Raw genomic sequence first — 21635 nt, 5'->3', positions numbered from 1 at the left:
TTTGCCGACATGACCGCCGCCCTGATGAACACCTATCAACCGCTGGACTTGAGCTTCATCAAAGGCCTGGGCACCCGACTCTGGGATCAGTCGGGCCGCGAGTATCTGGACGCGGTGGCGGGCGTGGCGGTGACCAATGTCGGCCACTCGCACCCACGCATCGTGTCGGCGATCAGCGAGCAGGCGGGATTGCTGCTGCACACCTCCAACCTCTACAGCATCGACTGGCAACAGTCGCTGGCGCGGAAGCTGACGCAGCTGGCGGGGATGGAGCGGGCGTTCTTCAACAACTCCGGTGCCGAGGCCAATGAAACCGCGCTGAAACTGGCGCGTCTGTACGGCTGGCACAAAGGCATCGAGCAGCCGCTGGTGGTGGTGATGGCCAACGCGTTTCATGGCCGTACCCTTGGCACCTTGTCCGCCAGCGATGGCCCGGCGGTGCGCCTGGGTTTCAATGAGTTGCCCGGGGATTTTGTCAAGGTGCCGTTCGGCGATCTTGAGGCGCTGGAGCAAGTGCAGCGCAAGCATGGCCAGCGGATCGTGGCGATTCTGGTCGAGCCGATCCAGGGTGAAAGCGGCGTGCAACTGGCGCCTCCCGGCTACCTCAAGGCCCTGCGTGAATTGTGCAACCGCCACGCCTGGCTGTTGATGCTCGACGAAATTCAGACCGGCATCGGTCGCACCGGTCGCTGGTTCGCGTTTCAGCGCGAAGGCATCGTTCCCGACGTCATGACCCTCGCCAAGGGCCTGGGTAATGGCGTGCCGATCGGTGCCTGCCTGGCACGGGGTCGGGCGGCGGATCTGTTCACCCCCGGCAGCCACGGCAGCACCTTCGGCGGCAATCCACTGGCGTGTCGGGTGGGTTGCACCGTGCTCGAGATCATCGAGGAACAAGGCCTGCTGGAAAATGCCAGGGTCCAGGGCGAGCGCCTGCTGACTCGCTTGCGTGCAGAGCTGACGGACAATCCGAATGTGCTGGCGATTCGCGGGCAAGGGCTGATGATCGGCATCGAACTCAAACAGCCGATCCGCGACCTGACACTGATTGCCGCACGGGATCATGGACTACTGATCAACGTCACGCGCGGCAAGACGATCCGGTTGCTTCCGCCGCTGACGATTGATGAGCGGGAGGTGGGGATGATTGTCAGAGGGGTGGGCCGTTCCCTGAGCCATGTCTGATCCCTCGGTCAGTAGTGAAATCTGCAAGTTATGACGCAGATTTCGCCGTCTACGATCGCATAGACCAAGCGATGCTCGGCAGTTATCCGCCGTGACCAGAAGCCGCTCATGTTGTGCTTGAGCGGCTCCGGTTTGCCCAAGCCTTCAAAGGGTTGGCGCTGGATCGCTTTGATCAGAAGATTGATTCGTTTGAGACCGGCCTTATCGTTTTGTTGAAACCATAAGTAGTCTTCCCAGCCCGTTGGCGTGAACTGGATTTTCATTCTTCAATCAGTTGCCTGACTTTGGCTTTTCCAGCGCGCATTTCGCCAATTGATTTGATCAAGCGCTCGGCATTGGCCGGAGAACGCAGCAGATAAGCCGTTTCTTCCAGCGCGTTGTATTCGGCCAGAGACATCATCACTACAGGCTCGCCTTTTTGTCGGGTTACCAGAAGCGGGGCGCAGTCTTCATTCACGCGATCCATGGTTTCAGCCAAGTGCGCACGAGCTGTGGTGTAGTTGATAGTGTCCATGTTGTAGTCCTCGCTTGATGCAAAGAACGTACAGAAATGAGTACAGGATGACAAGGCGATACCTATCATTGGTTGTGCCACAGACGGGCTGCCTGCGGTGTGCTGAGTATCACCGAAGTCTCGTCGAGACGTTTCTGGGTCTTTTGTAAGCTGATTCCGACGCGCCTGCCATCCCTCTCACTCTCTACGTGAGATTTTTCTAATCAGGGTAGTCCGACAAATCCGGCGCCAGCATCCGGGTCTTCGGTGCGCCGTTCGCGTTGTGCTGGATGATGTCGCTCGGCTGTCCCTGATGATTGAAAAATACCTGGCCGATCCCCGCCGAATTCCACAGTCGCTCACCCGCTTCTGCGTGTTCCGGCACGTACGGGACGATGCGCATGCGGCGGCGTTTGGTCAGCCAGTTGAGCGGCGAGCGTGGTGAGTAGAGCCAGCGGTTGAGACGGTCGAACCATTCCAACAGGGTCGGGGGAAATTCGTTCTTGATGCCGCTGCTGGTGATTTGCCAGATGCGCGGGCCGGCCTTGCGGTGTCGGATCAAGACTTCGTAGACGAAGGAATAATGCACGTCGCCTGACAGCACCACGTAGCTGCCCGGTGTACGCGAGTGTCGGAAAATGTTCAGGATCACCTGGGCGGCGCCGCGATGGGCCATCCAGTTTTCTGCGTCCACCAGCAGTGGATAACCGCACCAGCTGAATACTCGCTGCACGGTTTCGATCAGCTTCACGCCGAAGATCGGTGCCGGCGAAACGATGATCGCCGAAGGATGGTCGAGCAGTTCCTGCTGCAGTTCGCTCAAGGCTTCCCAGTCCAGCAGGCCCGACGGCTGCTTGAGTGCCATTTCGCTGCGCCAGCGTCGGGTGCGGGTATCGAGCACCACCAGCGCCGGGCTGGTCGGCAATACGAAATGCCATTGCTGAAAGCGCAGCAATTCCTCAATCAATTCGTCCTGCACGGGAGCGTCGAGGTAGCGGTCGTCACCGTTGGCGCTCAGGCCGCGGGTTTTCTCCAGCACTGCGCTGAATGCATCCGGATTGTTGCCCCAACCCTGACACAGCATGTAGGCGATCAGCGCGTTGCCGATGATGCGTTTGGAGAACGGGTGGCCGTAGGCCGTTTCCTCCCATTGCGCAGACAGGTTCCAGTCGTCGGTGATGTCGTGGTCATCGAAGATCATCAGGCTCGGCAGATGCGCCAATGCCCGGGCCACTTGGCCGAGGCCGGCCTTGAAACCGTCGATGCGGGTCTGCTCGAGGGCGTAGCGCTTGAGGCGTTCAGGCGTCAGTGCCGGTGGCTGCGGATTGACCAGTGTCCAAGGTGTTGGCGACCACACCAGCAAATACATCGCCATGACTTCGGCAAACGTTACGAGGTGATTGTCGGCGCTGCTGCTGGTGAAAATCGGCTTGCGCGCACCGCCGAAGAAACGCTCGCGCAGTGTCTCGTTGCTCTCGAGTGCAGGCAGCAAATCCGCGCGATGGTAGTAACTGGCCGGGTGTTCGTAGAGTTTCGCGCTGTCGCTGACCACCGCGCCTTCGAGGTGCTCACCGAACAGGCCGAGGCGCTCGATCAGGGCGTGAATCGCTCGTAACATCGGGCCGGCAACGTCGTCGGCGTAGACCTGATCACCGCTCATCATCAACAGGGCGGGACGTTGCTGCGGATCGGTTTCGGCGGCCAGTAAGCGGTCAACGCAAAGCAAACCGTCGGCGGCCGGATGATGGGGCTTGCGACAGGAACCGTGGAGCAACTGGTCAATGCGCGAGCGCGGGACGAAGTTCGGGCTGGTGGCGTTGTCGTAGAGCAGGTGCGGCGCCCAGTCGGCGATCGGCTGCTGGCCATCGATCAACAGGTCGTAGTCGATGCGGGTGTCGCAGGGCGGGGCGGTTTCCAGCGGAACGTCGATCAGGTGAACAAACGCCCGGGTGCCTATCGGAATGACCGTGCATTTCCCGCTATCGAGAGGAATGTCCCCTACGCCTTGCAGGCGCAGGGTCAGCGACAGCTCGCGGCTGCCGACCAGCCAAAGAACGATGCGCGTCGGTTCCAGCCGTCGCAGCAACGGCCCGGCCAGAACAGCGGGCAGCGGGCTCAGGTCATCAGGTGTCGGAGGCATCGGGGGAAAAGCTCAAGGCGCACAGGCCGGCGATGATAGCGCAGCCGGCGCCTCGAACCCTTAAACCAGGCTTAAGAGCCCGTTTTTTCCAGCTTCAACGCCAACAGGCGCCATTCGGCAGGCGTCGCATCGACTCTTGGCTGTTCCTGTACGGAGCAGTCGAAACGGTACGTCACATCGTCGCCATTCATGTTTCGTGCGGTGACGGTGTTGCTGAAGGTGTAAACCTGATCCTTGAAGCGTTGCGGCGTCAGGCTTTTGCTGTCGGCAAACCGGGCAGATGCGGGGAAGCGCAATGTGCTGGTCACGAACGGGCTGCACATGACATACGCGAGCATCGATTTGTCGCCGTGGGCGTCGGCGCGCAGTTTTTTGCTCAGCGCCGTCAGGGCCTTGCGCCCCTCATCGTCACTCTGGTCGATTACGGTTTGCACCGACATCGTCTTCGGCGCCCGACTGGCGTAGTTCGGCAGCAACGCGGAATCCGCTGGAGAGGGCTTGTTGTCCGGCACGATAGCGGCAAACACCGGCGCATCTTTCAGCGCAGCAGGGCTCGCAACCGCCTCGGCTTCCGGCAGCAACGAGGTCGGCTCGGCTTCCCGCTGCGCCACGACGTTTTCAGTCTGCGCGGCTTCGTAGCGATGCGCCGACGGGAACAGTGAAAAAGTGATCGCCAGCACAACCATCGAAACAATGAAACCGCCCGCGACACCGACCAGGTTGGCGTAAAACAGATTCCAGCTGCCGCGGTTTTTCACCACCCAGCGCCACATGAAACCCCAGGCCGCGACAAATGCCAGAAAACGCAGAAACTCCATTCGATCCTTTCCTTAATCCTGCAAAAAAACTGAAATCAGTGCGTCGCGCAGATTGACTACTGACGATGGACGGCAAGATAACAAAATAGTAGCTTCGCGCCACTTTCCTGATTCCTGTAATGGACTACTCATGTCAAAAGTCGCCCCTGTTTTGCGTCTGCTATGTGCAATCACTTTCGCCAGCGCCATGACCCCGGCATTCGCCGCCTGGAAAGAGCACCCGGAAAACAGCTGGAAGTATTACCTCGCCAACTGTCAGCGCATGCAGGAAAAAATGGCCGACGTCCAAAGCGGTCGCGTGCCCGGCGCCTTTGAGGTGATGGGCGATCTGGAGAACAGCCAAGGGAGCATGAATGAGCACCGCCCGAACCTGCCGCCCCAGTACCTCGCCTCCCGGGAATTCGCTCAATGCGAAAACGTGGCGGCCGAGGCCGATGCGATGATTGCCCGTGGCAAAGCCGAGTTCGCCGACAGAATGAACCAGGCCGCGGAGCAAGGCCGCATCGCCCACCAGAACTCCCCCGAATACCAACGCGCCCGTTCACTCGGCTACAGCGATGTCGGCGAAATCTCCTTCCTCAAACTTCACGAAGACATGGACGGCGAAGCGCGCCTGAAAACCATGCTGATTACCGTCGATGAAGTCTGCGGCCAATATTTTCGTGCCACGCAATATGTGAAGCCGTATGTGATCTACACCGTGCGGCCGTCGGATGGCGGGTGTGGTGAGGAAAAGCGCGTGGCGATCGTCGGCGGCAGATCGGTGGAGAAGGGCGATTACATCGATGAGCGGGGCGAGTTCCAGTATGTGGGCTGGAAGAAAATTGTCGGCGCGGATGGGTTTGCGACGGATATTCGGGTGTTGAAGGCTCGGCGCTGACTGCAAAGCAGTCACGCCGTCCTGTCATGTGTGGGGGAAATAATTCACTGCGAGGAACATCAGAGTCGCCATGCCAGCGGCCAAGCCACACACCGCGCCGAGCAACTGACGTGCAACCGGATGTTCGGGTTGGCGACGATTGGCAATCCACAGCCATACCCCCGCCAGAACGCCCGCGCTGGTGATGAACACCACCAGACTGCGATGCAGGTTGGGTGTCGCCATCGACGTACCAATGATTGCGTCGTAAATCAGCGTGAACACAATGCCGGTAACCACGCCGCTGCCGGCGCCGGCAAGGTTGGCCAGCAACAGGTTCCACTCACCCCGTTGCTTCACCACCCATAACCAGGTTCCAGCCATCACCAGCAAGCACAACACAGCATCCATTTTGGTTTACTCCCGAGTGCGCGATAACAGAGGCGGTTGACCGGCCTCTGGCGAGTGGGCGGCAAGATATCAAAATAGAACCTTCGCGCCACTTTCTTCATCTGCGTAGCTTAAAGAATGTCCTTCAAATAACCCTTGAGCGCGAGGAGCGGCTGATCCAGCTGCTCCAGCGACTGCGCCTGACTGAAGTCGGTCGACAACTTGTGCAGTTCGCGCCCCAACGGTTTCTCGACGCCACCCAACGCATCCATCGCCAGCGCCAGACACTCGTTCATCTTGAACTGGATCGTCTCGACATCACCCCGGCGCACCAGCAGTTCGAACACGTCTTTCTGGTAGTCGCCCATGACCATGTCATCGCGCAGAATCGGGCTCAGGCCTTCTTCCTCATACGCGAGTTTGAGGGAGAACAGGGCGACGGTTTCCAGTGACGTTTCCATGCGGTGAACCTGTGTGAGATCTCGCCGGGAGGGCCAGCGGCACTTTCCGACAGACGAAAAAAAAGGCCTTGCTAAGCAAGACCTTTTCTAATTTTGGTGCCCCGAGGGAGACTCGAACTCCCACTCCTTTCGAAAACGGATTTTGAATCCGCCGCGTCTACCAATTCCGCCATCAGGGCTCAATGGCGGCGAAGTATAGAGAGGTGCCTACCGTTGGTCAATCACGTTTCATGGTCAATTTTCGATATTTCCGCTAGACTTTCCGGCCCTGCTAGACGAACCCCATCATGCGCGTTGCTGACTTTACCTTCGAGCTTCCTGATTCGCTGATTGCCCGCCATCCTTTGGCCGAGCGTCGCGGTAGTCGCCTGTTGACCCTGGATGGGGTCAGCGGCGCCCTGGCACACCGTCAATTCACTGATCTGCTGGAGCATTTGCGCCCCGGCGATCTGATGGTGTTCAACAATACCCGGGTGATTCCGGCGCGCTTGTTCGGGCAGAAGGCGTCCGGCGGCAAGCTGGAAATCCTCATCGAACGCGTGCTCGACACCCACCGCGTGCTGGCCCATGTGCGTTCCAGCAAGTCGCCGAAACCGGGCTCGAAGATCCTGATCGACGGCGGCGGCGAAGCCGAGATGCTGGCGCGTCACGATGCGCTGTTCGAGCTGGGATTTGCCGAAGAAGTGCTGCCGCTGCTTGATCGCGTCGGGCACATGCCGTTGCCTCCTTATATAGATCGCCCGGACGAAGGTTCGGATCGCGAGCGCTATCAGACCGTGTATGCCGAGAAGCTCGGCGCGGTGGCGGCACCGACCGCCGGGCTGCATTTCGATCAGACGCTGATGGAGGCGATCGCCGCCAAGGGCGTCGAGACGGCGTTCGTCACGCTGCACGTCGGCGCCGGCACGTTCCAGCCGGTGCGCGTCGAGAAGATCGAAGATCACCACATGCACAGCGAGTGGCTGGAAGTCGGTCAGGACGTGGTCGATGCCGTCGCCGCTTGTCGTGAGCGTGGCGGTCGAGTGATTGCTGTCGGCACCACCAGCGTGCGTTCGCTGGAAAGCGCCGCCCGCGATGGCGTACTCAAGCCGTTCAGCGGTGACACCGACATCTTTATCTACCCGGGCCGGCCGTTCCATGTGGTCGACGCCCTGGTCACCAATTTCCATTTGCCCGAGTCCACGCTGTTGATGCTGGTTTCGGCGTTCGCCGGTTATCCGGAAACCATGGCCGCCTACAAAGCCGCCGTGGACAACGGATACCGCTTTTTCAGCTACGGTGATGCGATGTTCATCACCCGTAATCCCGCGCCGCGCGGCCCAGAGGAAACAGTATGAGTCGCACCTGTCGTATGTCGTTCGAGCTGCTTGCCACCGATGGCAAGGCCCGTCGTGGTCGTCTGACCTTCCCCCGTGGCACCGTCGAGACCCCGGCGTTCATGCCGGTGGGCACCTACGGCACGGTCAAGGGCATGTTGCCGCGTGACATCGTCGCCACGGGCGCGGAGATCATTCTGGGCAACACCTTCCACCTGTGGCTGCGCCCGGGTACCGAAGTGATCAAGGAGCACGGCGACCTGCACGATTTCATGCAGTGGAAAGGCCCGATCCTGACCGACTCCGGCGGTTTCCAGGTGTTCAGCCTCGGCGCCATGCGCAAGATCAAGGAGGAGGGCGTGACCTTCGCCTCCCCGGTCGACGGCTCGAAAGTGTTCATGGGCCCGGAAGAGTCGATGCAGGTCCAGCGCGACCTGGGCTCGGACATCGTGATGATCTTCGACGAATGCACCCCTTACCCGGCTGACGAAGACGTGGCCCGCGTGTCCATGGAACTGTCGCTGCGCTGGGCCCAGCGTTCGAAGAATGCCCATGGCGACAACACGGCGGCACTGTTCGGCATCGTTCAGGGCGGCATGCACCAGGACCTGCGCATGCGCTCGCTGGAAGGCCTGGACAAGATCGGCTTCGACGGCCTGGCCATCGGCGGTCTGTCGGTGGGCGAACCCAAGCACGAAATGATCAAGGTGCTGGACTATCTGCCGGGCATGATGCCGGCTGACAAACCTCGTTACCTTATGGGCGTTGGCAAACCGGAAGATCTGGTTGAGGGTGTGCGCCGCGGTGTGGACATGTTCGATTGCGTGATGCCAACCCGTAATGCCCGCAACGGGCATCTGTTCATTGATACAGGCGTGCTGAAGATCCGTAACGCGTTCCATCGCCATGATGATTCGCCACTGGATCCGACCTGCGATTGCTATACCTGCCAGAACTTCTCCCGCGCTTATCTGCATCATCTGGACAAGTGCGGCGAAATGCTCGGCAGCATGCTCAATACCATCCACAATTTGCGCCATTATCAGGTGCTGATGGCTGGTTTGCGCGAGGCTATTCAACAGGGTACATTGGCCGCCTTTGTCGATGCCTTCTACGCCAAACGCGGGCTTCCCGTTCCGCCTTTGGACTGAGTTTTCTGACCCCAAGATTCAACATTTGCAACTGGAGTGCTAAATGAGCTTTTTTATCTCTAATGCCATGGCTGACGCGGCTGCACCGGCTGCAGCGCCTATGGGCGGCGGCTTCGAGTGGATTTTCCTGGTCGGCTTCCTGGTCATCTTCTACCTGATGATCTGGCGTCCACAGGCCAAGCGCGCCAAAGAGCAGAAGAACCTGCTGAGCAGCCTGCAGAAGGGCGACGAAGTGGTCACCACCGGCGGCATCGCCGGCAAGATCACCAAAGTGGCCGATGACTTCGTGGTTCTGGAAGTTTCCGACACCGTGGAAATGAAGTTCCAGAAGGGCGCCATCGCCGCCACGCTGCCAAAAGGCACGCTGAAAGCGATCTAAGGTTCCAACTTCTACTCAATCGACGGGGCGCGCAAGGCGCCCCGCGTTCATAACGGGCGGCGTGATGCTGAACAAATATCCTCTGTGGAAATACATTCTGATCCTGGCGGTGCTGGCGATCGGTCTGATTTATTCCGCTCCGAATCTATACCCCGATGACCCGGCCATTCAGATCAGCGGCGCCAGCACGGCCCTGCAGGTCAATCAGGCCGATCTGGATCGCGTGAGCACCGCGCTCAAGGAATCCGGGATCAACGTCAAGGCTTCGAGCCTGGCTGCGAACGGCAAGGGCGGTCTGATCCGTCTGACCAAGGCTGAAGACCAGCTGCCGGCAAAAGACGTTGTTCGCAAGGCATTGGGTGATGACTACGTCGTCGCGCTGAACCTGGCACAAACCACCCCGCAATGGTTGCGCAACCTGGCTGCGCATCCGATGAAGCTGGGTCTGGACTTGTCCGGTGGTGTGCACTTCCTGCTGGAAGTGGACATGGACAAAGCCCTCGACGCCCGCCTGAAAGTCTACGAAGGCGACGTCAAGAGCCTGCTGCGCAAAGAGAAGCTGCGTTATCGCAGCCTGCCGCAACTCAATGGCGCCATTCAGCTGGGCTTCAGCGATGCTGATTCCCGCGAACAGGCCCGTGCGCTGATCCGCAAGAATTTCAACGATTTCGACATTGTTCCGGCCGACCTCAACGGTCAACCGGTGCTGCGTCTGGCGATGACCCCGGCCAAGCTGGCGGAAATCCGTGAATACTCCATCAAGCAGAACCTGACCACGGTCCGTAACCGCGTCAACGAGCTGGGTGTTGCCGAACCGATCGTCCAGCGTCAGGGTGCCAACCGTATCGTGGTTGAGCTGCCGGGCGTGCAGGACACTGCCGAAGCCAAGCGTATCCTCGGCAAGACGGCCAACCTGGAGTTCCGTCTGGCTGCAGAGCCGGGCGCTTCGAAAGCCACTTCCGAGACCTTCGAATTCCGTGAAGGCAAGCGTCCTCCTGCGCAGATCGAGCGTGGTCTGATCATCACCGGTGACCAGGTGACTGACGCCAAGGCCGGTTTCGATTCGCAGCACGGTACGCCTGAAGTGAACATCCGCCTGGATGGTCACGGTGGTGATCTGATGAACCGCGCGACCCGCAGCAACGTCGGTCGCAGCATGGCGGTGATCTTCATCGAACAGCGCCCGGTCACTACTTACGTCAAGCAAGTGGTCGACGGCGTCGAAAAAGACGTGCCGGTGCAGACCTTCAAGGAAGAGAAGAAAATCATCAGCCTGGCGACCATTCAGTCGCCGCTGGGTGCGCAGTTCCGTATCACCGGCCTGAACGGCCAGGGCGAGTCGTCCGAACTGGCGCTGTTGCTGCGTGCCGGTGGTCTGGCTGCTCCGATGTACTTTGCTGAAGAACGCACCATCGGCCCGAGCCTGGGTGCGGACAACATCACCAAGGGTATCGATGCATCGCTGTGGGGCATGTTGTTCGTCTCGCTGTTCATCATCGCCATCTACCGCTTCTTCGGCCTGATCGCCACCGTTGCACTGGCGGTGAACATGGTGTTGCTGCTGGCGCTGATGTCGCTGCTGGGTGCTACGCTGACCCTGCCGGGTATCGCCGGTATCGTGTTGACCATGGGTATGGCGGTCGACGCCAACGTGCTGATCTTCTCGCGGATTCGTGAAGAGATCGCCGCCGGCATGACCGTGCAACGTGCAATCAACGAAGGCTTCGGCCGGGCATTCACTGCGATTCTCGACGCCAACCTGACCACCTTGCTGGTCGGCGGCATCCTGTTCGCCATGGGCACCGGCCCGGTGAAGGGCTTTGCAGTGACCATGTCCCTCGGGATCTTTACCTCGATGTTCACGGCCATCATGGTGACCCGCGCAATGGTCAACCTGATCTTTGGCGGACGTGACTTCAAGAAGTTGTGGATTTAAGGGGCTGCCATGTTACGTACAATCAACTTCATGGGCGTCCGCAACTTTGCGTTCGGCGTCACCGTATTTCTGACCTTGCTGGCAATCTTCAGTGTGTTCCACAAGGGCATGAACTGGGGGCTGGACTTCACCGGTGGTACGCTCATCGAGCTGACCTACGAGCGTCCGGCTGACGTCACCAAGGTGCGCGAGCAACTGGTGACTTCGGGTTACCACGAGGCCGTCGTGCAGAACTTCGGTGCAACCACCGACCTGCTGGTGCGTATGCCGGGTGAAGACCCGCAACTGGGTCATCAGGTTGCAGAAGCGCTGCAAAAGGTCGGCGGCGATAACCCCGCTACCGTCAAGCGTGTCGAGTTCGTCGGCCCGCAGGTCGGTGAAGAGCTGCGTGATCAGGGCGGCCTCGGCATGCTGCTGGCACTCGGCGGCATCCTGATCTACCTGGCTTTCCGCTTTCAGTGGAAGTTCGCGGTCGGCGCCATCGTATCGCTGATCCACGACGTGATCGTGACCATCGGTATCCTGTCGTTTTTCCAGATCACCTTCGACCTGACGGTGTTGGCGGCGGTGCTGGCGATCATCGGCTACTCGCTCAACGACACCATCGTCGTATTCGACCGGGTGCGTGAGAACTTCCGTGTCCTGCGCAAGGCTTCGCTGATCGAGAACATCAACATCTCGACGACTCAGACCTTGCTGCGGACCATGGCAACGTCGATCTCCACCCTGCTGGCGATCGCGGCGCTGCTGTTCTTTGGTGGCGATAACCTGTTCGGCTTCTCCATCGCCCTGTTTATCGGTGTTCTGGCGGGTACCTACTCGTCGATCTACATCGCGAACGTGGTGTTGATCTGGCTGAACCTGAGCACTGAAGATCTTATTCCACCGGCCAACACCGAGAAGGAAGTCGACGACCGTCCATAACGGCCATCGATTTTCCGGCGGTCAGTCAAAAAAGACGCGAGTTGAACTCGCGTCTTTTTTTTTGCTCCAAGGCTGGGAGAAGCGCGGGCGCGTTCCCGCATGTGATGGTCAGGAGGTTCATGTGAACAAGTCGTTGCTGGTTGGTGCGGTATTGGGTGCTGTCGGTGTAACTGCCGGGGGTGCTGTTGCCACCTACAGCCTGGTTAAAAGCGGCCCTGAGTATGCGCAAGTGCTGGCCGTAGAGCCGGTCAAAACACAGATCAAGACTCCACGTGAAGTGTGCAAGGATGTGACGGTGACCCGGCAGGCACCGGTGAAAGATCAACACCAGATCGCCGGCACCGTGGTCGGTGCGTTGGCGGGTGGTCTGCTGGGTAATCAGATCGGCGGCGGCACCGGCAAGAAGATTGCCACGGTGGCCGGTGCGGTCGGTGGTGGTTACGCCGGCAACAAGGTTCAGGAGGGTATGCAGGAGCGTGATACCTACACCACGACTCAGACTCGCTGCAACACGGTGAATGACATCAGCGACAAGGTCGTGGGCTATGACGTCCGGTATTCGCTGGACGGCAAGGAAGGCAAGGTGCGCATGGATCGTGATCCGGGCAACCAGATCCCGGTCGACAAGGAAGGCAAGCTGATCCTGTCGCAGAACCAGCCAGGCCAGTAATTGGCTGACGGCTTATAAAAAAAGCACCCTTCGGGGTGCTTTTTCATGCCCATAAAAAAACACCCCGAAGGGTGTTTTTTTTGGTTTCGCGAAACGCTTAGCGCTTCAGCGAGGCCGGCAAGTGCGGCTGGATCGCCGTCAGAACTGCCTTGAAGCATTTGGTGTTGCCGGCAACGACGTGGCCTTTTTCAAGGAAGTCGTGACCGCCGGTGAAGTCGCTCACCAGGCCGCCTGCTTCCTGAATCAGCAGGGCGCCAGCGGCCATGTCCCACTCGGACAGACCCGACTCCCAGAACGCGTCGAAACGGCCGGCGGCTACGTAAGCCAGGTCCAGGCTTGCCGAACCGGCGCGGCGGATGCCGGCAGTCTGGCCAACCAGGGCGCGGAACATGCCCAGGTAGTTGTCGAGGTTGTCCATCTGGTCGTCACGGAACGGGAAACCGGTGCCGAGCAGGGCGCCGTCCAGGCTGGTGCGACCGCTGACACGCAGGCGACGACCGTTCAGTTGAGCGCCGCGACCACGGCTGGCGGTGAATTCTTCCTGACGAACCGGATCCAGAACAACGGCGTGTTCCAGGCGACCACGGTATTTGCAGGCAATGCTGACAGCGAAGTGAGGAATGCCGCGCAGGAAGTTGGTGGTGCCGTCCAGTGGATCGATGATCCACAGGTATTCTTCGCCTTCGATGCCGGTGCCGGCATGCAGGCCGGTCTCCTCACCCATGATCGAGTGATTCGGGTAAGCCTTGCGCAGGGCGTCGATGATTTTCTGTTCGGCGGCGCGATCGACCTCGGATACGTAATCCTTGGCGTCTTTTTCGTCGACCTTGATGGTATCCAGGCGCTCGATGGAGCGGAAGATCAGTTCACTGGCGCTGCGGGCGGCGCGCAGCGCGATATTCAGCATGGGCTGCATGGATGTGTCACCTAAGGTTGTTAAAGAAAGCCGCGCATTCTATCAGAACTTTTCTTCAGGTGAAGGTCGCTGTTCGCTTTCATAGCTTAACGGTAGGCTGTTCTGTAAGATTTGCACCCCTTTGCCGAGTCCGAGAGCGCCCGCCGTGCTGCAAAATATTCGTGTCGTCCTGGTCAATACCAGCCATCCGGGAAACATCGGCGGGACCGCGCGCGCCATGAAAAACATGGGCCTGTCGCGTCTGGTGCTGGTTGATCCGCGAGTCTTTCCGCATCACGAAGCCGATGCCCGTGCTTCCGGTGCTGGTGACATCCTTGAAAACGCGCAAGTCGTCGCCACCTTGGAAGACGCCTTGGTCGGTTGCAATCTGGTGCTCGGCACCAGTGCCCGTGACCGGCGCATTCCCTGGCCATTGCTGGATCCGCGCGAGTGCGGGACCAAAGTGGTCGAGGAGGCCGGGCAGGGCGCGGAAATCGCGCTGGTGTTCGGTCGTGAGGATTCCGGCCTGACCAATGACGAGCTGCAGCGATGTCACTATCACGTGCACATCCCCTCCGATCCTGAATTCAGCTCGCTGAACCTCGGGGCGGCGGTGCAGGTGTTGAGTTATGAAGTGCGCATGGCGTGGCTGGCTGCACAAGGCCAGCCGACCAAGATCGAGAAGGAAGAAGTGGCCTCCGTGAAAAGCGCAGAGCTTGCGACCATGGATGAGCTGGAGCGGTTCTATGAACACCTGGAGCAGACCCTGGTGGCCATCGAATTCCTCGATCCGGAAAAGCCGCGGCACTTGATGGCGCGCCTGCGCCGGTTGTATGGACGCAGCTCGGTCAGCCGGGCGGAAATGAATATTTTGCGTGGCATCCTCACGGAAACCCAGAAAGCGGCCCGTGGCGAGCTCCTTAAGCGGAAGGATTAATGATGTTCGAGCGTTTGCGTGAAGATATCCAGAGCGTATTCCACCGAGACCCGGCGGCGCGTAACGCTTTTGAAGTCCTGACCTGCTACCCCGGCATGCATGCGATCTGGATTCATCGACTGGCCGGGATGCTCTGGCGCAACGATCTGAAATGGCTGGCGCGGCTGGTGTCGAACTTCGGTCGCTGGCTGACCGGGATCGAGATCCATCCGGGTGCCAAGGTCGGTCGACGCTTCTTCATCGACCACGGCATGGGCATCGTGATTGGCGAAACCGCTGAAATCGGCGATGACGTGACGATCTATCAGGGCGTGACGCTCGGCGGCACCAGCTGGAACAAGGGCAAGCGTCATCCGACCCTCGGTGATGGCGTGGTGGTGGGCGCAGGTGCGAAGGTGCTCGGCCCGTTCACTGTGGGTGCCGGCGCCAAGGTCGGGTCCAATGCTGTCGTCACCAAAGAAGTGCCACCGGGTGCCACCGTGGTCGGGATTCCGGGACGGATCATCGTCAAGTCCGATGATGAGGCCGACGCCAAGCGCAAGGCGATGGCCGAGAAGATCGGCTTCGATGCCTACGGCGTCAGTGAAGACATGCCCGATCCGGTGGCGCGTGCCATCGGCCAGTTGCTTGATCACCTGCAAGCGGTGGATGGGCGTCTGGAAGGAATGTGCGGCGCGCTGAAGGATCTGGGCAGCAATTACTGTGCGAAAGATCTGCCCGAGCTGCGTGAAGAAGACTTCGCCTGCGTCAAGGGCAAGGGCGAATCCAAGCTCCACTGACGCACTTGCAGGGCTGCTGCCGACCGGTGTGCCATTAGGCCGCAGACCCTGCTATCATTCGCGCGCTCTTTTGCGGGTAAACCCGACTAAAGCACTAGGTCTTATAGTTGACTTAAATGCTCGGGAATTGCATACTCCCGCCCATTCCGAACTCCGTGGTAATTGTCCATGCGACTGACTACAAAAGGCCGATACGCCGTGACCGCCATGCTTGACCTGGCGTTGCACGCGCAACACGGGCCGGTGTCCCTGGCCGATATCTCCGAGCGCCAAGGCATCTCCCTGTCCTATCTCGAACAGCTTTTCGCCAAGCTGCGCCGCAGTAACCTGGTTTCCAGTGTTCGCGGTCCGGGCGGTGGCTACCAGTTGTCCCGCGACATGCAGGGCATCCAGGTGGCTCAGGTGATCGATGCGGTGAACGAATCGGTCGATGCAACAAAATGCCAGGGCCAGGGCGACTGCCACTCCGGTGACACCTGCCTGACCCATCACCTGTGGTGCGACCTGAGCCTGCAGATTCACGAATTTCTCAGCGGTATCAGCTTGGCCGACCTCGTAACTCGCCGTGAGGTGCAGGAAGTGGCCCAGCGTCAGGATCAGCGTCGTTGCAATGGCAAGGCGCCGCGCCTGGACAAGATTGAAGCGTCCGCCGTCGAATGACAGCCAGAGAGCTAGCGGCACGCCAGCCAGCCTGATTTAGGAGATAGTCCATGAAATTGCCGATTTACCTTGATTACTCTGCGACCACCCCGGTCGATCCGCGCGTTGCGCAAAAAATGAGTGAATGCCTGCTGGTCGACGGAAACTTCGGTAACCCGGCGTCCCGTTCCCACGTGTTCGGCTGGAAAGCCGAAGAGTCCGTCGAAAACGCCCGTCGTCAGGTGGCCGATCTGGTCAACGCCGACCCGCGTGAAATCGTCTGGACCTCCGGTGCCACCGAGTCCGACAACCTGGCAATCAAGGGTGCGGCACATTTCTATGCCTCCAAGGGCAAGCACCTGATCACCTCCAAGATCGAACACAAGGCTGTTCTCGACACCATGCGCCAGCTGGAGCGTGAAGGTTTCGAAGTCACCTACCTCGACCCGACCGAAGATGGCCTGATCACCCCGGCCATGATCGAAGCCGCGCTGCGCGAAGACACCATCCTGGTGTCGGTAATGCACGTGAACAACGAAATCGGCACCGTCAACGACATCGCCGCCATCGGCGAGTTGCTTCGTTCCAAAGGCATCCTGTTCCACGTTGACGCCGCTCAGTCCACTGGCAAGGTCGAAATCGACCTGCAGAAACTGAAAGTCGACATGATGTCGTTCTCCGCCCACAAAACCTACGGCCCTAAAGGTATCGGCGCGCTGTACGTTAGCCGCAAGCCGCGTGTGCGCATCGAAGCGACCATGCACGGTGGCGGTCACGAGCGTGGCATGCGTTCTGGCACCCTGGCGACTCACCAGATCGTCGGCATGGGCGAAGCGTTCCGTGTGGCCAAGGAAGACATGGCTGCCGAAAACGTCCGTATCAAGGCATTGAGCGACCGCTTCTACAAGCAGGTCGAGCACCTGGAAGAGCTGTACGTCAACGGCAGCCTGACCGCCCGCGTTCCGCACAACCTGAACCTGAGCTTCAACTACGTTGAAGGCGAGTCGCTGATCATGGCGCTCAAGGATCTGGCGGTTTCGTCCGGTTCGGCCTGCACCTCGGCGTCGCTTGAGCCTTCGTACGTACTGCGCGCCCTGGGCCGCAACGACGAACTGGCACACAGCTCGATCCGTTTCACCTTCGGCCGTTTCACCACCGAAGAAGAAATCGACTACGCCGCGCAGAAAGTCTGCGAGGCCGTTACCAAGCTGCGCGCTCTGTCGCCGCTGTGGGACATGTACAAAGACGGCGTCGATATCTCGAAGATCGAGTGGGCGGCACACTAAATATAGAAGCCGCCGGATACAGATCCTGTAGCGACGCGGCGGTTTACGCAGCGCAGTTGCAGGGTCTCAAGAGCGGCCCTGATGAGTGAGGATTGAGAATCATGGCTTACAGCGAAAAGGTCATCGACCACTACGAAAACCCGCGCAACGTCGGCAAGATGAACGCGGAAGATCCTGATGTCGGCACTGGCATGGTCGGCGCTCCGGCGTGCGGCGACGTGATGCGTCTGCAAATCAAGGTCAACGATCAGGGCGTTATCGAAGACGCCAAGTTCAAGACCTACGGCTGCGGTTCGGCTATCGCCTCCAGCTCCCTCGCTACCGAGTGGATGAAGGGCAAGACTCTGGACGAAGCTGAAACCATCAAGAACACTCAGCTGGCCGAAGAACTAGCTCTGCCGCCAGTGAAAATCCACTGCTCGGTTCTCGCTGAAGACGCTATCAAAGCGGCCGTTCGCGATTACAAGCAGAAGAAAGGCTTGATCTGACTTTCAAGATTTGGCGACGAGTAAGGAGTCAACGATGGCTATCAGCATGACAGAAGCGGCTGCTCGACACGTGCGGCGCTCCCTCGACGGGCGCGGCAAGGGTGAAGGGATTCGTCTGGGTGTTCGCACCACAGGCTGTTCCGGCCTTGCCTACGTGCTGGAGTTTGTCGACGAGGTGGTTGCAGAAGATCAGGTGTTCGAAAGTCACGGCGAGAAAGTGATCATCGACCCGAAAAGCCTGGCCTACCTCGACGGCACCGAGCTCGACTTCGTCAAGGAAGGATTGAACGAAGGCTTCAAGTTCAACAATCCCAACGTACGCGGTGAATGTGGCTGCGGCGAAAGCTTCAACATCTGAGGCTTGTCGTGGGTATTCCTTGTCATTTCGCTTTATTCGAGCTGCAACCGGGCTTTCGTCTGGATCTCGAGCAGTTGGCCACGCGCTATCGTGAGCTGGCGCGCGGTGTTCATCCTGACCGCTTTGCCGATGCTTCCGAGCGCGAGCAGCGGTCAGCGCTGGAGCAGTCTGCGCGGCTCAACGATGCCTACCAGACACTCAAGAGTCCGGCCCAGCGTGCACGCTACCTGCTGACCATCAGCGGGCATGAAGTGCCGATGGAAGTTACCGTTCACGATCCCGAGTTTCTTCTGCAGCAGATGCAATGGCGCGAAGAGCTCGAAGATCTGCAGGACAGTGCCGACCTGGCCGGTGTCGCGGCTTTCAAGCGTCGCCTGAAAACCGCCCAGGAAGAGCTCAACGAAAGCTTCGCAGCCTGTTGGGATGATGCAGCGCAACGCGAACAGGCCGAACGCCTGATGCGGCGCATGCAGTTCCTCGACAAGCTCACCTACGAAGTGCGCCAGTTAGAAGAGCGCCTCGACGATTAACCCAGTGCCGCTCCGGTCGCACGCCTGATATACAGATAAGTCCTGATCACGATGGCCCTACTGCAGATCGCCGAACCCGGCCAAAGTCCTCAACCACACCAGCGTCGTCTGGCTGTGGGAATCGACTTGGGCACTACCAATTCGCTGGTCGCTGCGTTGCGCAGTGGTCTTTCCGAGCCGCTGGCCGATGCCGAAGGGCGGGTCATCCTGCCTTCCGCCGTGCGTTATCACGCCGATCGCGTCGAAGTCGGCGAGTCGGCCAAGCTGGCCGCATCCTCCGATCCCCTGAATACCGTGCTGTCGGTCAAGCGCCTGATGGGTCGTGGTCTGTCCGACGTCAAGCAATTGGGCGATCAGCTGCCGTACCGCTTTGTCGGCGGCGAATCGCACATGCCGTTCATCGACACCGTGCAGGGCCCGAAAAGCCCGGTCGAAGTGTCCGCCGATATCCTGAAAGTATTGCGTCAGCGCGCTGAAGCCACCCTTGGCGGTGAGTTGGTGGGCGCGGTGATCACCGTTCCGGCGTACTTCGACGATGCTCAGCGCCAAGCTACGAAGGACGCGGCGAAACTTGCCGGTCTGAACGTGTTGCGTCTGCTCAACGAGCCGACCGCTGCGGCGGTGGCATACGGTCTGGATCAGCATGCCGAAGGCCTGGTCGCGATTTATGACCTGGGCGGCGGCACCTTCGATATTTCGATTCTGCGCCTGACTGGCGGTGTCTTCGAAGTCCTGGCCACTGGCGGCGATAGCGCGCTGGGCGGCGATGATTTCGATCACGCGATTGCCGGCTGGATCATCGAGAGCGCCGGTTTGTCCGCCGACCTCGATCCGGGCGCACAGCGCAGCCTGCTGCAAGCTGCCTGCGCAGCCAAAGAAGCCCTGACGGATTCTGACAGTGTTGAAGTTGCTTACGGCGACTGGAAGGCTCAGCTGACTCGCGAAGCCTTCGATGCGCTGATCGAGCCAATGGTCGCCCGCAGCCTGAAAGCCTGTCGCCGCGCCGTTCGTGATTCCGGCGTCGAGCTGGAAGATGTGCACGCCGTGGTCATGGTCGGTGGTTCGACCCGGGTTCCACGTGTTCGCGAAGCCGTCGCCGAAGCCTTCGGTCGTCAGCCGCTGACCGAAATCGACCCGGATCAAGTGGTGGCCATTGGTGCTGCGATCCAGGCCGATACGCTGGCCGGCAACAAGCGCGATGGCGGCGAACTGCTGCTGCTCGACGTGATTCCGCTGTCCCTGGGGCTGGAAACCATGGGCGGCCTGATGGAGAAGGTGATTCCGCGCAACACCACCATCCCCGTCGCTCGCGCCCAGGACTTCACCACTTATAAAGACGGCCAGTCGGCCATGGCGATCCACGTGTTGCAAGGCGAGCGTGAGCTGATCAGCGATTGCCGCTCTCTGGCTCGCTTCGAGTTGCGCGGCATCCCGGCGATGGTGGCCGGTGCGGCGAAAATTCGCGTGACCTTCCAGGTCGATGCCGACGGTCTGCTCAGCGTCTCTGCCCGTGAATTGGGTTCGGGCGTTGAAGCGAGCATTCAGGTCAAGCCATCCTATGGCCTGACCGATGGCGAAATCGCCAAGATGCTGAAAGATTCGTTCCAGCACGCCAACGATGACAAAGTCGCCCGCGTTCTTCGCGAGCAACAAGTCGATGCCCAGCGCCTGATCGAAGCGGTGCAGGGCGCTCTTGAGGCGGATGGCGAGCGCTTGCTAGATGCCGAAGAGCGCATGGTCATCGATCTGCAGGTGCAGGAACTGACCGAACTGATGAAAGGCACTGATGGTTATGCCATCGAGCAGCAGACCAAGCGTCTGTCGCAAGTGACCGATGCTTTTGCAGCCCGTCGTATGGATCAGACGGTGAAAGCCGCTCTGTCGGGGCGCAATCTGAATGAAATCGAGGATATCTGATGCCGCAGGTCATTTTTCTGCCCCACGAGAAGTTCTGCCCTGAAGGCATGGTCGTCGACGCTGCGCCTGGCACGTCGATCCTCGAACTGGCTCACGAGCACCACATCGAGATGGAAAGCGCCTGCGGCGGCGTCTGCGCCTGCACCACTTGTCACTGCATCATTCGCGAGGGTTTTGACTCGCTGGAAGAGGCCGACGAGTTGGAGGAAGATTTCCTCGATCGTGCCTGGGGTCTGGAAGCCCAGTCGCGCTTGGCTTGCCAGGCGATCGTCGGTGAAGAAGACATCACCGTCGAGATTCCGAAATATTCGCTTAACCATGCGGCCGAAGCGCCGCACTGACTGGTAAGACTGTCATGAGCTACGGTTGGAATGATGTTCAACGTATTGCAGAAGAGCTGGCTGAGGCCAAGCCGGGTGTAGATCCGTATTCTGTCAATTTCGTCGAGTTGCAGCAGTGGATCCAAGAGCTGCCGGACTTCGACAATACCTCTGGTCGTGTCGGCGAGAAGGTATTGGAGGCGGTGCAGACTCTCTGGGCCGATGAATTGGACTGATCGTCCTCGCAGGTTAGGCAATACCCAAGAACCCGCGTATAATTCGCGGGTTTAATTTTTCGCAAATTACCGTTTCTGGAGTTACACCATGGCTGTTCAACGTACTTTCTCCATCATCAAGCCTGACGCCGTTGCTAAAAACGTGATCGGCAAGATCACCACTCGCTTCGAAGACGCTGGCCTGCGCGTTGTAGCTTCGAAACTGAAGCAACTGTCGAAAGCCGAAGCCGAAGGCTTCTACGCTGAGCACAGCGCTCGTGGTTTCTTCGGCGACTTGGTTGCCTTCATGACTTCGGGTCCTGTTGTCGTTCAGGTTCTGGAAGGCGAAAACGCCATCGCTCGCAACCGTGAGCTGATGGGCGCTACCAACCCTAAAGAAGCTGCTCCAGGCACCATCCGTGCTGACTTCGCTGAATCGATCGACGCCAACGCCGTTCACGGTTCGGACTCCGAAGCCGCTGCTGCTCGCGAAATCGCTTACTTCTTCGCAGCTACTGAAGTAACCACTCGCTAAGCATTGGCTTAAGAGTG

At 59.6% G+C, this 21635-nt stretch carries 26 protein-coding genes and 1 tRNA gene; 19 read left to right on the top strand and 8 right to left on the bottom strand.

Features of this window, described 5'->3' with window-relative positions:
- Window positions 1–9: 9 nt before the first annotated feature.
- Window positions 10–1182: an aspartate aminotransferase family protein gene (locus JKA62_RS03990; protein ID WP_201816423.1), complete on the top strand. Its 1173-nt coding sequence runs from the start codon at window positions 10–12 to the stop codon at window positions 1180–1182.
- Between the two features lie 8 nt (window positions 1183–1190).
- On the opposite strand, the gene JKA62_RS03985 is transcribed toward JKA62_RS03990, so the two are convergent.
- The 4 genes from JKA62_RS03985 to JKA62_RS03970 form a co-directional block, all read right to left on the bottom strand.
- On the bottom strand, window positions 1191–1445 hold the full coding sequence (locus JKA62_RS03985; protein WP_011335833.1) for a Txe/YoeB family addiction module toxin: 255 nt from the start codon (window positions 1443–1445) through the stop codon (window positions 1191–1193).
- Window positions 1442–1696 carry a type II toxin-antitoxin system Phd/YefM family antitoxin gene (locus JKA62_RS03980; protein ID WP_039765667.1) on the bottom strand — a complete coding sequence of 85 codons (255 nt, stop codon included), beginning with the start codon at window positions 1694–1696 and terminating at the stop codon, window positions 1442–1444. The genes JKA62_RS03985 and JKA62_RS03980 overlap by 4 nt, the downstream gene beginning before the upstream one ends.
- Window positions 1697–1895: 199 nt before the next feature.
- On the bottom strand, window positions 1896–3815 hold the full coding sequence (locus JKA62_RS03975) for an alkaline phosphatase D family protein (protein ID WP_201816420.1): 1920 nt from the start codon (window positions 3813–3815) through the stop codon (window positions 1896–1898).
- 71 nt (window positions 3816–3886) lie between these two features.
- Entirely contained in the window at window positions 3887–4633 is a 747-nt protein-coding gene (locus JKA62_RS03970) for a hypothetical protein (RefSeq protein WP_011335830.1), read from the bottom strand.
- A 130-nt stretch (window positions 4634–4763) separates the two neighbouring features.
- On the opposite strand from JKA62_RS03970, the gene JKA62_RS03965 reads away from it, so the two are divergent.
- Entirely contained in the window at window positions 4764–5513 is a 750-nt protein-coding gene (locus JKA62_RS03965) for a hypothetical protein (RefSeq protein WP_011335829.1), read from the top strand.
- A gap of 24 nt (window positions 5514–5537) precedes the next feature.
- On the opposite strand, the gene JKA62_RS03960 is transcribed toward JKA62_RS03965, so the two are convergent.
- From JKA62_RS03960 to JKA62_RS03950, 3 genes are all read right to left on the bottom strand, one after another.
- Entirely contained in the window at window positions 5538–5903 is a 366-nt protein-coding gene (locus JKA62_RS03960; RefSeq protein WP_011335828.1) for a hypothetical protein, read from the bottom strand.
- Window positions 5904–6013: 110 nt separating this feature from the next.
- On the bottom strand, window positions 6014–6343 hold the full coding sequence (locus JKA62_RS03955) for a hypothetical protein (protein ID WP_007956700.1): 330 nt from the start codon (window positions 6341–6343) through the stop codon (window positions 6014–6016).
- Between the two features lie 94 nt (window positions 6344–6437).
- Window positions 6438–6522 (bottom strand) — tRNA-Leu (locus tag JKA62_RS03950).
- A gap of 108 nt (window positions 6523–6630) precedes the next feature.
- On the opposite strand from JKA62_RS03950, the gene queA reads away from it, so the two are divergent.
- The 6 genes from queA to JKA62_RS03920 all read left to right on the top strand — a co-directional run bounded on the left by queA (window position 6631) and on the right by JKA62_RS03920 (window position 12719).
- A complete protein-coding gene (gene queA, locus JKA62_RS03945; RefSeq protein WP_085610925.1) occupies window positions 6631–7680 on the top strand; it encodes a tRNA preQ1(34) S-adenosylmethionine ribosyltransferase-isomerase QueA in 1050 nt (349 codons plus the stop codon).
- A 14-nt stretch (window positions 7681–7694) separates the two neighbouring features.
- Complete coding sequence (gene tgt / locus JKA62_RS03940) at window positions 7695–8810, top strand: tRNA guanosine(34) transglycosylase Tgt (RefSeq protein ID WP_161794909.1); 1116 nt, start codon at window positions 7695–7697, stop codon at window positions 8808–8810.
- 43 nt (window positions 8811–8853) lie between these two features.
- A complete protein-coding gene (gene yajC / locus JKA62_RS03935) occupies window positions 8854–9189 on the top strand; it encodes a preprotein translocase subunit YajC (RefSeq protein WP_007956696.1) in 336 nt (111 codons plus the stop codon).
- Window positions 9190–9253: 64 nt separating this feature from the next.
- Window positions 9254–11125, top strand: a complete 1872-nt coding sequence (secD, locus tag JKA62_RS03930) for a protein translocase subunit SecD (RefSeq protein ID WP_011335820.1) — start codon at window positions 9254–9256, stop codon at window positions 11123–11125.
- Between the two features lie 9 nt (window positions 11126–11134).
- A complete protein-coding gene (secF, locus tag JKA62_RS03925) occupies window positions 11135–12049 on the top strand; it encodes a protein translocase subunit SecF (protein ID WP_064383915.1) in 915 nt (304 codons plus the stop codon).
- A gap of 121 nt (window positions 12050–12170) precedes the next feature.
- Complete coding sequence (locus JKA62_RS03920) at window positions 12171–12719, top strand: glycine zipper 2TM domain-containing protein (RefSeq protein ID WP_011335818.1); 549 nt, start codon at window positions 12171–12173, stop codon at window positions 12717–12719.
- A gap of 97 nt (window positions 12720–12816) precedes the next feature.
- Here JKA62_RS03920 and suhB read toward each other — a convergent pair whose 3' ends face one another.
- Window positions 12817–13635 carry a type III secretion system regulator SuhB gene (suhB, locus tag JKA62_RS03915; RefSeq protein ID WP_007941397.1) on the bottom strand — a complete coding sequence of 273 codons (819 nt, stop codon included), beginning with the start codon at window positions 13633–13635 and terminating at the stop codon, window positions 12817–12819.
- A gap of 145 nt (window positions 13636–13780) precedes the next feature.
- Between suhB and trmJ the strand changes: the two genes are divergently transcribed.
- The 11 genes from trmJ to ndk all read left to right on the top strand — a co-directional run bounded on the left by trmJ (window position 13781) and on the right by ndk (window position 21618).
- Window positions 13781–14551, top strand: a complete 771-nt coding sequence (gene trmJ / locus JKA62_RS03910; protein ID WP_007956692.1) for a tRNA (cytosine(32)/uridine(32)-2'-O)-methyltransferase TrmJ — start codon at window positions 13781–13783, stop codon at window positions 14549–14551.
- A 2-nt stretch (window positions 14552–14553) separates the two neighbouring features.
- Window positions 14554–15330 (top strand): serine O-acetyltransferase, encoded by a 777-nt coding sequence (gene cysE, locus JKA62_RS03905; protein WP_011335816.1) that lies wholly within the window; start codon window positions 14554–14556, stop codon window positions 15328–15330.
- A gap of 168 nt (window positions 15331–15498) precedes the next feature.
- On the top strand, window positions 15499–15990 hold the full coding sequence (gene iscR / locus JKA62_RS03900; RefSeq protein WP_007956690.1) for a Fe-S cluster assembly transcriptional regulator IscR: 492 nt from the start codon (window positions 15499–15501) through the stop codon (window positions 15988–15990).
- A 50-nt stretch (window positions 15991–16040) separates the two neighbouring features.
- Window positions 16041–17255 (top strand): IscS subfamily cysteine desulfurase, encoded by a 1215-nt coding sequence (locus JKA62_RS03895; protein WP_007956689.1) that lies wholly within the window; start codon window positions 16041–16043, stop codon window positions 17253–17255.
- Window positions 17256–17356: 101 nt separating this feature from the next.
- The gene (iscU, locus tag JKA62_RS03890) at window positions 17357–17743 is read left to right on the top strand and encodes a Fe-S cluster assembly scaffold IscU (RefSeq protein ID WP_003227907.1); all 387 of its coding nucleotides are present in this window, start codon (window positions 17357–17359) and stop codon (window positions 17741–17743) included.
- Window positions 17744–17777: 34 nt separating this feature from the next.
- Window positions 17778–18101, top strand: coding sequence for an iron-sulfur cluster assembly protein IscA (iscA, locus tag JKA62_RS03885; RefSeq protein WP_003227904.1), 324 nt, complete (start codon window positions 17778–17780; stop codon window positions 18099–18101).
- Window positions 18102–18109: 8 nt separating this feature from the next.
- Window positions 18110–18631 carry a co-chaperone HscB gene (gene hscB, locus JKA62_RS03880; protein ID WP_011335815.1) on the top strand — a complete coding sequence of 174 codons (522 nt, stop codon included), beginning with the start codon at window positions 18110–18112 and terminating at the stop codon, window positions 18629–18631.
- Between the two features lie 51 nt (window positions 18632–18682).
- Entirely contained in the window at window positions 18683–20548 is a 1866-nt protein-coding gene (gene hscA, locus JKA62_RS03875; protein ID WP_201816418.1) for a Fe-S protein assembly chaperone HscA, read from the top strand.
- A complete protein-coding gene (gene fdx / locus JKA62_RS03870; RefSeq protein WP_007956685.1) occupies window positions 20548–20889 on the top strand; it encodes an ISC system 2Fe-2S type ferredoxin in 342 nt (113 codons plus the stop codon). Before hscA ends, fdx begins: the two co-directional genes overlap by 1 nt.
- Before the next feature lie 14 nt (window positions 20890–20903).
- Entirely contained in the window at window positions 20904–21104 is a 201-nt protein-coding gene (gene iscX / locus JKA62_RS03865; protein ID WP_011335813.1) for a Fe-S cluster assembly protein IscX, read from the top strand.
- 88 nt (window positions 21105–21192) lie between these two features.
- Window positions 21193–21618 carry a nucleoside-diphosphate kinase gene (gene ndk / locus JKA62_RS03860; protein WP_039765715.1) on the top strand — a complete coding sequence of 142 codons (426 nt, stop codon included), beginning with the start codon at window positions 21193–21195 and terminating at the stop codon, window positions 21616–21618.
- Window positions 21619–21635 lie beyond the last annotated feature (17 nt).

It is taken from the genome of Pseudomonas sp. B7 (assembly GCF_016735645.1).
Lineage (GTDB): Bacteria > Pseudomonadota > Gammaproteobacteria > Pseudomonadales > Pseudomonadaceae > Aquipseudomonas > Aquipseudomonas glycinae.
This window is presented reverse-complemented; position numbering and strand designations above follow the sequence as displayed.